The sequence below is a fragment of the Spirosoma oryzae genome (assembly GCF_003002825.1).
Taxonomy (GTDB): Bacteria; Bacteroidota; Bacteroidia; order Cytophagales; family Spirosomataceae; genus Spirosoma; species Spirosoma oryzae.
Genome location: NZ_PVTE01000024.1, coordinates 60,249 through 73,950 on the forward strand (window position 1 = coordinate 60,249; position 13,702 = coordinate 73,950).

Annotated in this window: 9 protein-coding genes and 1 pseudogene; 2 read left to right on the plus strand and 8 right to left on the minus strand. The window is 52.7% G+C overall.

The genetic code is table 11. The features are described 5' to 3' along the window. Positions 1 to 21: 21 nt before the first annotated feature. From CLV58_RS22065 to CLV58_RS22090, 7 genes and pseudogenes are all read right to left on the minus strand, one after another. Positions 22 to 1,158, minus strand: coding sequence for a glycoside hydrolase family 43 protein (locus CLV58_RS22065; protein ID WP_146141505.1), 1,137 nt, complete (start codon positions 1,156 to 1,158; stop codon positions 22 to 24). A gap of 43 nt (positions 1,159 to 1,201) precedes the next feature. Then, positions 1,202 to 2,956: a family 43 glycosylhydrolase gene (locus CLV58_RS22070; protein ID WP_211300886.1), complete on the minus strand. Its 1,755-nt coding sequence runs from the start codon at positions 2,954 to 2,956 to the stop codon at positions 1,202 to 1,204. Between the two features lie 49 nt (positions 2,957 to 3,005). After that, on the minus strand, positions 3,006 to 4,640 hold the full coding sequence (locus tag CLV58_RS22075; protein ID WP_106140002.1) for an alpha/beta hydrolase family protein: 1,635 nt from the start codon (positions 4,638 to 4,640) through the stop codon (positions 3,006 to 3,008). 133 nt (positions 4,641 to 4,773) lie between these two features. Then, positions 4,774 to 5,298 (minus strand): Fic family protein, encoded by a 525-nt coding sequence (locus CLV58_RS28805; protein WP_245882422.1) that lies wholly within the window; start codon positions 5,296 to 5,298, stop codon positions 4,774 to 4,776. Positions 5,299 to 5,315: 17 nt separating this feature from the next. After that, positions 5,316 to 5,900, minus strand: a pseudogene (locus CLV58_RS28815) (DUF4172 domain-containing protein). Between the two features lie 110 nt (positions 5,901 to 6,010). Then, complete coding sequence (locus CLV58_RS22085; RefSeq protein ID WP_211300887.1) at positions 6,011 to 7,402, minus strand: glycosyl hydrolase family 28 protein; 1,392 nt, start codon at positions 7,400 to 7,402, stop codon at positions 6,011 to 6,013. A gap of 28 nt (positions 7,403 to 7,430) precedes the next feature. Beyond that, the gene (locus tag CLV58_RS22090; protein ID WP_106140004.1) at positions 7,431 to 9,281 is read right to left on the minus strand and encodes a glycoside hydrolase family 97 protein; all 1,851 of its coding nucleotides are present in this window, start codon (positions 9,279 to 9,281) and stop codon (positions 7,431 to 7,433) included. Between the two features lie 296 nt (positions 9,282 to 9,577). Between CLV58_RS22090 and CLV58_RS22095 the strand changes: the two genes are divergently transcribed. Together CLV58_RS22095 and CLV58_RS22100 are read left to right on the plus strand one after the other, a co-directional pair. Next, a complete protein-coding gene (locus CLV58_RS22095) occupies positions 9,578 to 10,438 on the plus strand; it encodes a helix-turn-helix domain-containing protein (protein ID WP_106140005.1) in 861 nt (286 codons plus the stop codon). Positions 10,439 to 10,517: 79 nt separating this feature from the next. Then, positions 10,518 to 11,336: an MBL fold metallo-hydrolase gene (locus CLV58_RS22100; RefSeq protein WP_106140006.1), complete on the plus strand. Its 819-nt coding sequence runs from the start codon at positions 10,518 to 10,520 to the stop codon at positions 11,334 to 11,336. Between the two features lie 263 nt (positions 11,337 to 11,599). On the opposite strand, the gene CLV58_RS22105 is transcribed toward CLV58_RS22100, so the two are convergent. Next, entirely contained in the window at positions 11,600 to 13,573 is a 1,974-nt protein-coding gene (locus tag CLV58_RS22105) for a glycoside hydrolase family 127 protein (RefSeq protein ID WP_106140007.1), read from the minus strand. Between the last annotated feature and the right edge of the window lie 129 nt (positions 13,574 to 13,702).

Here is a 13,702-nt window from a genome sequence, read left to right on the forward strand (position 1 = left end):
CGGGCCATCAAATAGGAGTGCTTAAAAGTTCATGGTCAGGCCGTACCGACTGGCCAGTGTCTGGGCTTCGTGCCGGGTGAGGTGAATAACGACTCCGTGTTTGGGCGAGGTGAAATTGGTCGTTTTCATCACGCCTTCGTTAAAGTGGCCCAGGTTGGTGAAATGGACAAAGTCGGTGGTTTCGCTAAAACCAAAATTGTGCGGACTGATGCCGTAACAATCGTACATCAGCACCCATTTTTTCTGCCCGATGCGCTTCCAGACGTTGGGTGCTTCGCAGGCTTTCGGCTCCGGGTCATAAAACTTCTCGTCGTAGACGTACCCAGTGGTCAGTTTTTCGGAAACGGCCTGTTTGATACCCGCTTTGCCGTCGTGGGAAACGTAGAACAGGCGGTATTTGTCGCCCACTTTCGTAATGTCGCCGTCGATGTATGATTTGTTATATTTCGGGTATTGAAACAGGAGCTTCGGTTCGGTAGCCAGCGCCGTAAACGCCGGATTGAGGTAGGCGTAATACAACTGACTCATGCCGTTACCAAAACGCAGCGTAAAATACATCATCATTTTCCCATTGGTCGGGTCGTAGATCAGCTCGGGCGCCCAGGCACAGCCAATTTTGTCCCATTCCGGAAAGGCTTTATCCACGCGCAGAATCGTGTGCGACCAGTTGATGAGGTCTTTCGACTTCATTAACACGATACTCCGGTTGTTGCCCCAGCCGTATTCCTTACCATCCCGCTCCCATTGGGTTGTCCGAAACCCGGCCTCTTTCGCGTAAATGTGCAGGTCGGTCATGGCCATGTAAAAATACCCGTCGTTTCCCCGCATGATGTGCGGATCGCGGATGCCCTTCTGCTCGGCCAGCGTATCGCCCGCCAGCACCGGCTTACCCTGATTCACATCGGTAAACGAGTAACCGTCGTTGCTCAGCGCCATGTGCAGGCTGTGATCTTCGTCCCTGAAATACACCAGCAGATAAGCGGCCATGTCCTTCTCCGACGGTACGGCCTGGGCACCACTCGCTGGTCTGGCCTTGCTGCTTTTTACAGCCGGGCGTTTAGGCACGTCGTTGATGGCGGGCGTATTAAGGCTTACCCAGCCAGAAAACAGCATGGACATACACAGGGATAAGGCGTATTTACCGGGCAATGAAAACATACAATAAATGGAAGATTTAGTAGCGAAACGAGACAATTGGTTTCTAGGGAATACGGAGCGGTTTGGCACCCGCGGTTATGCCCCGACCGTTGAAGCTATCGACGGTAAAGTAATAGCTTTCGTCTCTGTTCAGACTTCTTATAACCAGCGAATTGACACCAAAAACCTGATAGGTATGCTGCAACTGATTCGGTGCGGTGCCGTAGCGGATGGTGTAGCCGACACTGCCCTCACTTTTGGGCCAAGTCAGCGTAACAATGCAGGGGTCCGCTTTGTCGCGCACCACCGACAGGTTAGTCACTGGCGCGGGTAACTTGTCCGGGCTTTTACCAAAAACCCGGAAGTCGGAAAGGGCAAACTGACCGCTCGGTGTGTGCCCATTCGTCACGCGCAGGTAACGGGCCCGAACCGGCGCGGCAAACGCCAGGTAGTCGTGGGGTGCATCCTGCCGGTTTGCCGATTTGTCGGCCAGGGATTTCCAGGTGCGGTTATCGTCCGAATACGCCAGCTTGTAGCGGTAGGCGATGTCGGCCGAACGGCCCAGCAAGGTGGCCCCTTCTTCAGCAAAATTGAGCTGTACAGCATTGATCTGGCACGGCTGCTGAAGGTCAATCTGCATCCATTCTGTCGGGCCACCGGTGGCCGCGCTCCAGTAGGTCCGAATATCCTCATCAACTCCCTGACGGGCGGGGTGGTTCGGCAGTTCCGACGAAACCTGTACGGGTTTGCCGTACGAAAGCAGCATCCAGTCCGGAAAGAGTTCGGCGAGGGAGGTAATTTTATTGTTCGGAATGATAAACGGAAAATCCCCGAACGCGGTGTTGGTGTAGGAACGCCCGTCTGGACCAAAAAAGGCGGGGAAAAGCCCCAATCGCCGTTCCCAGCGGTGTTTTACCGAGATGGACATGGTCGAGATACGCCAGAAATTACCGTACCGATCCTGAAACGTACTACTGTGGCCAGCCCCCGCAATGAAACCTTCGGGCCGGGCCGAGAAGGGGTTGTTGGCCGCGAGTTTGAACGGCCCCAGCGGTTTGTCCGATGTATACAGCCCGTCCGAATAGCTCTTAAACTCGGTTCCGGGGCTGGCGTATTGCAGGTAATACGTACCCTTGTATTTGGTCATCCAGGCCCCTTCCAGCCAGGGTTTTTCGGGCCGTTCGTTGTAATCACCAAACCGTTCCCAGCCGTACGTTTTGGGATTTCCCGCGAACAAACCCGTCGATTTGCCCATTGGCATGAGCGTTTTCCGATCCAGTTCGACCACGTAAATCGGCTGCACATTGGAGCAACCGTAATAGAGATATAACCGGCCATCATCGTCCAGAAACAAATCCGGGTCGGTCAGGGCGAACGGGAAATCCGAATTGGCTACGGTCCATTTGCCGCTTTTAGGGTCGGCACTTTTGTAAATTTTCCCGCCCGGCTTCGTGGTCGAGGCCATGAAGTAAACCGTATCGCCGACGGTGACCGCCGTTGGCGCGTAATCTTCTAGGGGCAGGTCATCGGTTTTAATCAGATCCCAGTGGCTCAGGTCTTTCGAGTGCCAGTAGCCCCCCGACCGGGACGCAAACAGATAATACTCGTTTTTGAACGTGATGGCCGTGGGGTCAGCCGCTTCCCGCCGGGACGGACCTTCGAGCGTGAAGCGGTAATCCAGATTCATCGGATTACAGACCGTCATTATGTTTCCGCCGGGCCGCGTCTGGGCTACACCCGGACTGGTTAAACCAACAATACCGATGATGAGCGGTATCGGCGAAAGAGCGGTAACTAACCGGTTAATCAGGCATTTCATGAGCATAGATCGGGGTTTTAAAACGAGTAAAGAAGCGCCTGTCGGATCATCAGCGCGATTTGATCAGAACCGTTTGCTCAACGGGCGCAGCCGACTGCACTTTCTCACCCACGCTGGTGCCGTACTGCCAGGCCACCACCGTAACGGCTATCGGCAGGCGGCTGCGCGGAGGGATGGCCGTAAACACAAGCCGGTTGCCCTCCACAATGGCCGGGCCCGCCTTGACATAATAATAAACCGGTAACCCCACATTGGAACTGGCAGTCAGTGTAAGCGTTTTAGTGCCTACTTTTTGATCAGGTACGTTGGGAAACGTAATGGTCTGTGGCTTGCCTTCTTTGTTGATTATCGGAAACCGTAGATCGGCCTGTTGCACGATGCTTTTATACGTACCATCGCCATCATTAGACGCCAGTAGCCAGATGTCGTTCGAGCGTTTAGGATTGGTAAACCCCATCCGGTAAAAGCTCAGCTGAAAGGTCGTATCGTTGAGTTTGCGAACCGGGCCACAGATGCGGTCGATGCGGATGGGCGTGCGGGCGTGTGCGGCAGTAGCCCGAACCCGGGACGTATCGGTAAAGACGCTGCTCAGATGGAACGTGATCCCATCAGCCTCGGGTAAAAATGGCAGTTGGTAGTTGGCGTGGCCTTTGGTGGGTTTGAGGAATTGCCCCTGCTGCCGGAAACCCAGCTGTTGCGGCTTTTTGGCCCGCGCCTGTTGGTAAATAGTCTCGGTAGCCTGGGCCATTTCCCCATCGAAACACCAGCTGGCTACCCGCTTGTCGCCTTTGTAGCGCTGGTACGGCACCGGTGCCGCCATGGGTAAACTATCTTTACGCCAGCGATCCATCAGCCAACCCTTTTGCGGGTCGATAGGCGTTAGAACAACCGTGTCGGCCTGGTTCGATTGCTTCGGCAGTCGATACTGAGCGGCTTTTTGGATGTACAACGCCAGGTAGCGAACCATCGCGTCGGAATAATCGAAATGCCCCCGACCGGCATCCGCCAGCAGGCTAAATGGTGTGTTGGGATGGTTGGCCACGTAGGCAAACGCCGGTTTCAGCCGGTCTTCCCACCATTCGTATTCACCCATCACCATCAGGCCCGGCACCCCGTCGATGGTGCGGCTTTGCCAGTCCGGGTTCGGGCGACCGCTGCCGGTAAGATTCGTTTGCGGGGCATCGCCATGTACCGATACTACGGCCAGCGTACGACCGGGATTCCAGGCGGCAAAATTCCACGGATAGCTCGCCAGCGCCGAATGCCCCAGCGGAACGACGGGGGCATTCGCCAGTTCCAAGTAGCCCGACACGTCAGCCAGTCGTTTCATCATGTCCTGAAACTCAACCCCCGCGCCTTTGGTCGTGGCCGTTGGGTTCCAGTTGAATATCTGGTTGATCATGGGCGTCACCCAAACGATGGCAAACCCCAATCGACTCATGGTTTTGCGGAAGTCAGGGTGCTCGAATATGCCTTCTTCGAGCATATTATGCTGGCCAACCACTACGCCCCGCACGTAGCGGCAGTTATCGGGAATCCACAAAAAAGCCTGCGGATGATCGTTGGTTTCGGGCGAAACAACGGTCGGAACGGACGCTGACCACTGCCAGACCTGCGAATAAGCCGGAAACACCACACAAAACCCCACGAGCAACCAACCTATTCTGAGCGCACGGCTATACATACGAAACCTTCCCGACGAATCTGATACGATCTTCTGTCAGGAAATAGACGGTAAGCCCAGCGTCATACCCCTGCCGTGGCGCAGAAAGATGAAAGGGCCTTGATTAAGTCTTCGGCCTTTCATTACCGGGTAACTATTCATGCGGTTTCTCAGCCGATAGCCTGGCATCTGCCGGAAGGTAATAGCGCGTGTGGCGCAGCTTCCCTTGCTTCATCAGGGCACCCAGTTCGACCATCTCGGCCAAATCCCGGGTGGCAGTAGCTCGGGAGGTTTTGGCGATCCGAATGTAGTTTTCAGCACTCAACCCTCCGCTGAACCCCGTCAGTCCTTCCCGAAATAACCGCAACGCTACTTTGGTCTGTCGGTCATTCAGCCGGACTCGATACGTACCGAAATACCGGGCTTTGTAGACCACGAAGGTGATCATCTGCTGCACATAGCCCTGCGCTTCGAGAATCTTTTGAGAAAAATAAAGAAGCCATTCGGTAATGTCCAACGAGGAATTGACCCGTTCCGAAGCCTGGTAATACGCTTTTTTGTCGCGCTCAATCGTACTGGACAAAGCGGTAGTCAATGACTGTCTGGCCCCGACAGCCAGCGCCTTTTCGGCATTGGTCCGGCCTATGCGCCCATTACCATCTTCAAAAGGGTGAATCAATTCAAAATACAAGTGAGCTATCCCTGCATGAACGACCGTTGGCATCTGCTCATCGGTCGCTCGATTGAACCAGGTGATATATATTGATTCATCTCCTCTTCCATCCGCTCAGACGGTGGCGCTTCGTAGAACACTCGGGGCCTATCCAGCCGCCCGGATACGATTTGCATCGGATCGGGATGGGTGCGATAGCCACCAATCATGTCCAGGTCCATTCGGCCATTCATGATCATTTTATGCCACGAAAACAGCTGTTGGCGGGTAAGTGGCTCTTTGTAGCTTCTGACTACGTCGACCATCATCTGCGCAGCACCTGCTTCTTTTGGCCTAGCCCTTCTGCCATCCGTTTGCAGGCCCAACTGCTTACGAATCGATGACTGAACGGAATCACGATCTAAGACCTCGCCTTCAATTTTTGAGGTGTCTAACGCTTCATTGCTGAGCAACGTAACCCGCAACTCGCTGACCTAATCGGCAGAAACGGAAGTCAGCGAGCCAATAATCACGCCCCCATTTCGGTGAAATTCTCGCTCAACGTGGCTAAACCGGGTTAAATCAACTGTGAACTCCGGCCAGTTCGGTAATTGCCAAATCCATCTCATGAGTTATAGACTTACGTTCTATAACTCAAGTGGTATTCATACGCGTGGCGTATTCGATTGAATAGCATATGGCATGGCAAATCTGCTCGGCTAAGAAGACAGTGCTCGAATTAGTCTGGTTTGAACTGAATGGACTGCGTAAACGCACCGATACGGATGTTGTCGGATTGGCTGACCCGTAGCAGTTTGCCGTTGATGCGAACGTTTTGCAGTGTCACTCCGCGTACCATACCCTGCTCGCTGAGCCCTTCGATAATCGACGGATTAGCCCCGAATCCCGAATACGTTATGTTGCGAAAGGTGATGTTTTCGATAGTCCGTCCGGGGCCGGTGTTATACTTTTTATTGTAAAGCACCCGGAGACTCAGCAGTTTGCCCTCCTCGAAGTCCTCGATCCGAATGTTCTCGTAGGTCACGTTACGAATCAGATTCAGGTCTCCGCAGCTAATGGCCAGACAACCCTGATAGTCGGGGTCATCCTCGTCGTGTTCCAGAATATCCAGGTTACTGAAAGTAATGTTTTCCAGCGTGTCGCCTATGGAGCGGGTATCGCCGTGCAGGCCAATATTGGTTGGGTGCGCGACGTCGGCCCAGAGCGTCGAGTTTTTGACCACCACGTTGCGCGACCCACCGTAATAATCCCAGCGATGCCCGTAGAGGGCGATGCAGTCGTCAGAATTGCGCATGAACACGTCGTCGACCAGCACGTCCGAGCAACTCATCAGATCGATACCGTCGCTCCAGCCTTTACAACTAAACGATTTCAGATTTCGAATCGTAACTCCTTTCGACTGACCGCCGTATACGGTGTAATGCTGCGGATTTTTGACGATAATTCCGTCGACCAGTACGTTTTCCGAATGGGTAATTTCGATGCCCCGTTGCGGCTGGTCAATAATGCCCCGGCCGACAATGCGCACATTGTTAACGTTGTCGCAGACGAGCTTACCCCGGATCACCGCCCCACCGTCGATGTATACTGTTTTGTTACTGGGGATCTTGAACACATCACCGGGCTTATCATCCGGCGAATGAATGCCTGGTCCGAAGTAGATTACGTTGGGATCTTTCGGATCGGGTTTGCCCGTTTCGAGGGCGTTGGCAAACAGGTGTAGGTTCTGGAGTTTATCGCCGTTGAATTCGATCGACAGCTTGCGGGGCTGCGTAAGGGTAAAATACAGCGTATTGCCTTCCTGCTTCGGTTGAATTTGGTACGACAATGGCCGGATTCGGGCGTTCTGAACCAGGCCGTTGTTTTTCCGAACGGCTACTTCCACCGTACCCGAAAAGTCGAAGAATACCATCGACGCATCCCGTACTTTGTCCAGATCGACCTGCACGTTGTATTCGAACAGATCCTGCCATGGCCCGCCGGGTTTGCGTACCCGCACGGTGTAATCGTCGTTATGCTGGCTGTACAATACGCCCGTCGGTACGGGGTAAATAACCAGATTCTGGGCGTAGAGCGGCACCGATACGATCCAGAATATGAGTACTAGCACTAATTTTATTCGATTCATTAGTAATGATTTATCGTTTCTCTTCAATAATCAGGGCCTGCCCACCTTTTGCTTTCAGACTGACCGGAAACGAATCGCCAGCCCCAATATCGGCCATCCGCTTCTGAATGCTACCCGCCCCGTCGTCTTCATAAATCGTTGCCTGATAGCGCTTACCGGATGCCAGAAACGAAAGCGGTAGGTTACCAGACCAGTCGGCCAGGCCCGCTGCCGAACCAACGTACCAGACGTTGCCCTGCCGACGCGCCACGCTGATAAATTGGCCGGGTTCGCCCGCCAGGTAATGGCTTTCATTCCAGACCGTTGGCACCCGTTTGAAGAATTCAATCTCCCCTTCGTCATTGTAATCGGTTGGGTTGCCGTACCAGAAAATAGCCTGTAAGGGGCTGAAATACACCACCGACAGGGCCAGTTGCTGCCCTTTGCTCACCTGCAATTTGCTTTTGTAAAGGTTGTCCGTGAAGTACCGGTTCGTGTTGGGATAGCAGAAGGTATAATCAGCCGCACCCGCCAGAAAACGGGTAAAGGGCAACACCGTATTGTGAAAGGCGTCGGGGTTGTTTTCGTTGCCCCGAATCCCTTCCTGCGTCAGCAGGTTGGGGTATGTCCGGCTCAGGCCCGTCGGTTTGTAATTGTCGTGAATATCCAGGATAAAGCCGTAGTCGTAGGCCTTTTTGATAGCGCTAGGTAGCCAGCTTATCCCTTCCTGCGTTAGCCCATCCACAAAGCCAAACTTTAGTCCCGCGACGCCCCACTTTTTGTACAGGGGCAGTATCTCATCCAGCCGGGTTCGTAGGGCCACCCGGTTGACGTACAGAATCACGCCCACATTTTTTGACTTTCCGTAGGCAATTACTTTCGGCATATCGATGGCCGGAATCACCTGCGTAGGGTCGGAGATAGTCTTAAACTCTGCCCCGTACCAGCCTGCGTCGAACAGAACGTATTGAAGCCCATGACTGGCCGCAAAGTCGATGCAGTTGAGCCCGCCCTGCGTCGTCAGCGATGAGCGAATCAGTTTGCCCGGCTTGATCCAGTCTGGTATTGGCTCGGCAGACGGTGAGCAAAGCCGCAAGAACAGGTCACTGAACGCGTGCAACCCGATGGCCGACGTAGCGACGCTGACGGTTCGCCAGGGGGTTTGACAAGCACCTTCCACTCGAACGGAGTCTTTACGAAAAGCAACCGCCAGCGTGGTCGGTGTCGTGCCTTTGGCCAGTACGGCTTTGGTGTAGCTGGTGTTATCGGCTTCACCAATCGAGAGAAAAAGCGTACCGTTGGTAAGCGTAGCCGGGAAGTCGCAAGTTTTTTGCAGGTCCGAGACGGTGGTCGGGGTGAAGACGGATTCTTCGTTGTACTGGTAAATCGTGAACGCGCCGGGCAGGGAGAACGTCGTATGCTCCTGCCGAATCAACCCCGTATTGGTGCTTGTCTGTTTCGGCAACACGTAACGAAACGCCACGCTACCATCGAATACCCGGGCAACAAGTTGGTACGTCACCGACCCGGATACACAATCGAGCGTCAGTTCATTGTAATGGTTGTGGATGACATCGGTTTCACCCAGCCGCCACGCAAACGATTCGGTATGTTGGCTGGTACGCTGCTTCTTGACCACGGTAGTTTGCCCGACAGCCACCCCATTTAGTTCAAATCCAAGCGCTGACCAGTTCAGCACTGGTTCGTTCGCGAGCCACACTCGGTAAGCCAGGGCTTTATGTTCGTTAACGGTAATCTCTATACGCGTATTCTTATTTGGAGAGACAGCCTGATAGATCGCTGATTTGGAAGTAGCTATACTAGGCAACGACATAAACCACAGACTAATCAACACGCGAAATACGAAAAAATGGTTGAGCATACTTTTTCCAGTTGTTGACGATTGTCTTATCCGGGATCATCCGAAACCGAATAAGACGATCTTTACCATGAAATAGATGTAATTGATCAAGGTATACCCTCTATCCGTACAGAACACAGCATATATACCTGTTGCCATTTCCAGAACGATTGATTCAACAGACCAATCACCAAACAGTCAGTGATTCGAAACCATGAATCGTTCAGCAGGTAGAGACCCGGTATGTGGCTTATACAATGCCTTATCTTTAGTTATCTATAGCCACCTGATCCGGTTCTTAGCTACGATTAATACCAATGATTGCCTTCAATTTTCTCAAAAATAAATACGGGAAAGAGTTGCTCATAGACTGCTTTCGACTGTCCGAAATCGAGGGACGTAGTCTAGCGCTCAACGAGATGCACATCACTACGTTCTACGAGATTTTCCTGTTTCTGGAAGGGAATGGTTCGGTACTTCTCGAAGGTCAGCTGCTAACCTTCGAGGCACCAGTTGTACTGCTGCTGCCACCGGCCCAGCCTAGACAATGGCGCATGACTACAACGCCGGATTGTCTGGTCGTCATTTTTGAGGGAGCGTTTATCGAGACTTTTCTGAGCGACAGCCTTTTCCTGCACCGGCTTTATTACTTCGGTCAGCACGATGCGTCTCCGCTGCTGCCACTGCCCTCAGAAGTCATGCCCGACTTCAATACGCTATGGCATAATTTGAAGGCTGAAATCACGCTCCCGTCTTTCGACAGCCAGCAGTTGCTCAGGGCCTATCTGTATCAATTGCTTATTCTGTTGAACCGGGCGTACGCAAAGCATTACCAGCTTACCGGAAATCTGTACCGAAATACCGGTATTCTGCAATTCAAGCGTTTATTGAGCCAGTACATCCGGGAAAAGAATACGGTAAAAGAATACGCTCAATTGCTTCAACTCAACCGGAACCGACTGAATCAACTCTGCCAGGAAGCTTTCGGCAAAGATGCGCAAACGATCATTCGTCAGGAGCTGGTGCAATCCTGCAAGAATGACTTGTTGGGCAGTTCGCAAACGATTGCAGAGATCAGCCACGCCCATAATTTTTCGGCCCCGTCTAACTTTATCCGCTTCTTTAAATCGCTGACCGGCATATCTCCAGCGGTTTACCGGGCAACCTATGCAGATTGATAATACCTGAAGCCGATTGATAATTCCAGCGGTAGGCGTGTGGGTACTTTTGCATCGTACAAATTCAACTGCAATCAGTATGACAACGAACACGCAATTGCCCCATGCGACCTCGTACCTGGTCAAAGACACGGGGCGGGTAAAAGTACATACATTGGTATCGCCAGCCCCTATGTTTGCTAATGCCACGCATATCATCGAGCTTCCCAATGAGTTGATTCTGGTGGACGGCCAGTTTTTTGCTCAGTACGGCCAGGAATTTCGGGATCTGGCCGACAGTCTGCAAAAACCCATCAGCCGCTTTTATGTTACGCATGACCATCCGGACCATTTCCTGGGCATGGGCGATGCCTTCGCTGACGTGCCGGTCTATGCACTGCCCGAAATCAAAGAATCCCTCGCCACCGTTGGTCCACACGAACTGGAAGAAAAACAGCACCAAATGGGTAGCCTGATTGCCAACCGCCTTTCCCTGCCAACCGAAGTTGTGGAGCCGGGTGAGGAAACAATCGGTGGGGCACGCTTTCTGTTTGAGCGCGTACTAGATACCGAATCGCCGGTAGCGCTGGTTATCAAACTGCCTGAATTGGGTATCGTAATTGCCCAGGATATTCTTTACCACGACGCACACGCTTTTATCACGGGCCCGGTAACTGGCTGGAAAAAAGCGTTGCAGGCCCTACGCGACGACGATGATTATGATCTCATTCTGCCCGGTCATGGTAAACCCGCCGGGAAATCAGATATAGACAGGGCCATGGATTACCTGGATAAAGCCACTGAACTGCTGGCTCAGGCCGATGGTCCGGTAGCCTATAAACAAGCATTGCTCACGGTGTATCCTGATTACGCGGCCGACAAGCTCATCGATATTTACTGCCGTATCCTCTTTCGGTAGTTGGGTTCTGCTTGGCGAACTTATTCATTTACTGGCTTTCACCAAGCAAATGAATAAGTTCGCCTTTTTAGGAAAACGGAGCTGAGGGCACTACTTTTGGGTCATTGATAATACCGCAAACGTGCACGCTGGTTGGGCGCAGAAACCGGATGCGTTTGGGGTCTTGAAGCGGCAAGTTCGGCCAACGAGATGAACGATAGACCAATCAGGCAGCAATGGAATACGGACCTGTGATGCGCAATTTTCGGGGCAGTCAGAACAGCTTATTTCAGATCCCAGTACACTACATAGCGCTGCCGGTGTAGGTTATAGTACGGTCTCAACTCAACAGGTTGTTTACTCAGCCCGGCTGTGGTTCGGAACGTCAGTGGTAAGCCGGCAACGGGTTTCACCCAATCCGTCACCGGCTTACCACCCGTATCGATGGTGTGGCCGATTGAATCAGGAATGGTGTAATCGTATCCGTAGTACTGGTAGGGGTCGGCAGGATCATGAAAGGGGGCTGTTCCTTTCAGGTTTGCCGTTCCCAGTTCTCCCGCCAGCACAACCGGCCCATAGGCCACAGCCGCCACGTTAGGGTCGTCGTTGGCAGGTACCAACCGAAGTGTCATAGGATAGGTAAGCTCGATCTTGTCGCCAGTCTTCCAGGTGCGATCAACAGTGATGTAGCTACCGGGCGATTGCTTAACGGCAATTACTTTTCCGTTCACTTTCAGCGTGACGCCAGCCTTAGCCCAGCCCGGATACCGTAAATACATCGGCATCAGTATCGGTGCTTTGGTTTGGACGGTAAAGCGAGTGGTTGTCTCTTCGGGGTAGGCCGTTTCCTGCACGAGGGTAAGGCCTTTCTCCCGCCAGTTCAGCTCCGAGGGGATAAACAGATTGACGTAAATACCTTTGTCGTCGTGGTAGTAGATCGCTTCGCCGTATTTTGACTGGCTTTCAAACCCCGACCCCACGCAGCACCAGAACGATTGATCGGGCGTGCTATAGAGTCGATACGCCCCCGCTTTCATGGGTGTAAAGTAGCAGACCATACCCGATTCCGGGTCCTGCTGTCCCAGAATATGATTATACAAGGCCTGTTCGTAATAATCGGCGTACGTCTCATCGGCCGACCAGGTAAACAGGTGCCGGGTCAGTTTGAGCATATTGTAGGTATTACAGGTTTCGCCCGTATTACCCGTCAGGTGTTTGGCGATTTTGTCCGGTTCAAAAAAATGCTCCTTATCGCTGTTGCCCCCGTGCGCGTAGGTGTGATGCTGCACGACCGTATTCCAGAAAAACAGGGCGGCTGTTTTGGCTTTTTCGTTACCCGTCAGCTCATAATCCCGCGCTTCGCCCACTAGTTTCGGAATAAACGTATTGGCGTGGGCCTTGTTGAGGTTATCCTGCCCATTCTCCAGCGGTTCCAGCGCTGCTTTGTGGTAGAAGAATTGGGCCAGTTTCAGGTGATCAGGATTTCCCGTTAAGGCATACAGGTTGAAAAAAGCGTCGTTCATGCCACCAAATTCGTTTCGTAGCATTTTCTGACGTTGCTCGGTTGTCAGCGGAGACAATTTATGGCTCGCCCACGCGGCCATTTTAGTAGCAATGTCCAGTGCCTGCTGATTACCGGCGTAGGTATACTGATCAGTCAAACCGGCGAAGAGTTTATGAAGGGTATACCAGGGTGCCCAAACGGCCGTTCCGGCAATGTTTCGGTCGATATAGTGCTGTGGATACGCACTTAGGTAGCCATCCTGGTTCAGTTCGCGCTGCACATCAGCCAACGCTGTTATCAGACTGTCGCCTTTTTCTCGAAATGCTTCGTTGTTCGTAGATGCGTATTGCAGGGCCAGGCCCGACAATAAATGCCCGATGCTGTGGCCGCGCAGTTCCATGTCCAGCCCTTCCCAGCCGCCCAGAGGTTTGGGCATTTTGGTCGGACTTCCTGGTTTAGGCGTATTCATACCCGCATTGACTCGAAAGCTGTGCATCAGGCGCTCAACAGGTAGCGAAAGCAGCCACTTGCCTTCACGTTCCATATTATCCCGAAACAAGCCGTGAGTGATCCGAACAGCCTGAAGATCGAAGCTTTTTGCTTTTACGGGTACGCTAACAGGCACCTTCATTTTATTGGCCGCCAGACCAGGGTATTGCGCCAGCCCCAGCACCGATTGGCTAACCAGACTGAACGTAAGAATACCTCGTGATAGGCCGGATGTTGAAATTATGTTGAGCTTGCTGCGTGTCATTGAGGTAAGCAACCTAGTTAATGGTATCTACTTTGAAATAGACGATGCTAGGGCACGCATACCCTTTTTGATCTATGTAGAAGAATGGGGCCTGGTCGATACACGTTTAAAAACGTAGAGGAAGCCCAA

What these genes read in the sequence shown, in the direction of transcription:
- CLV58_RS22090 (WP_106140004.1), bottom strand. Translation starts at nt 9,281, where the DNA reads ATGCTCAACCATTTTTTCGTATTTCGCGTGTTGATTAGTCTGTGGTTT.
- CLV58_RS22070 (WP_211300886.1), bottom strand. Translation starts at nt 2,956, where the DNA reads ATGAAATGCCTGATTAACCGGTTAGTTACCGCTCTTTCGCCGATACCG.
- CLV58_RS22105 (WP_106140007.1), bottom strand. Translation starts at nt 13,573, where the DNA reads ATGACACGCAGCAAGCTCAACATAATTTCAACATCCGGCCTATCACGA.
- CLV58_RS22075 (WP_106140002.1), bottom strand. Translation starts at nt 4,640, where the DNA reads ATGTATAGCCGTGCGCTCAGAATAGGTTGGTTGCTCGTGGGGTTTTGT.
- CLV58_RS22100 (WP_106140006.1), top strand. Translation starts at nt 10,518, where the DNA reads ATGACAACGAACACGCAATTGCCCCATGCGACCTCGTACCTGGTCAAA.
- CLV58_RS22065 (WP_146141505.1), bottom strand. Translation starts at nt 1,158, where the DNA reads ATGTTTTCATTGCCCGGTAAATACGCCTTATCCCTGTGTATGTCCATG.
- CLV58_RS22095 (WP_106140005.1), top strand. Translation starts at nt 9,578, where the DNA reads ATGATTGCCTTCAATTTTCTCAAAAATAAATACGGGAAAGAGTTGCTC.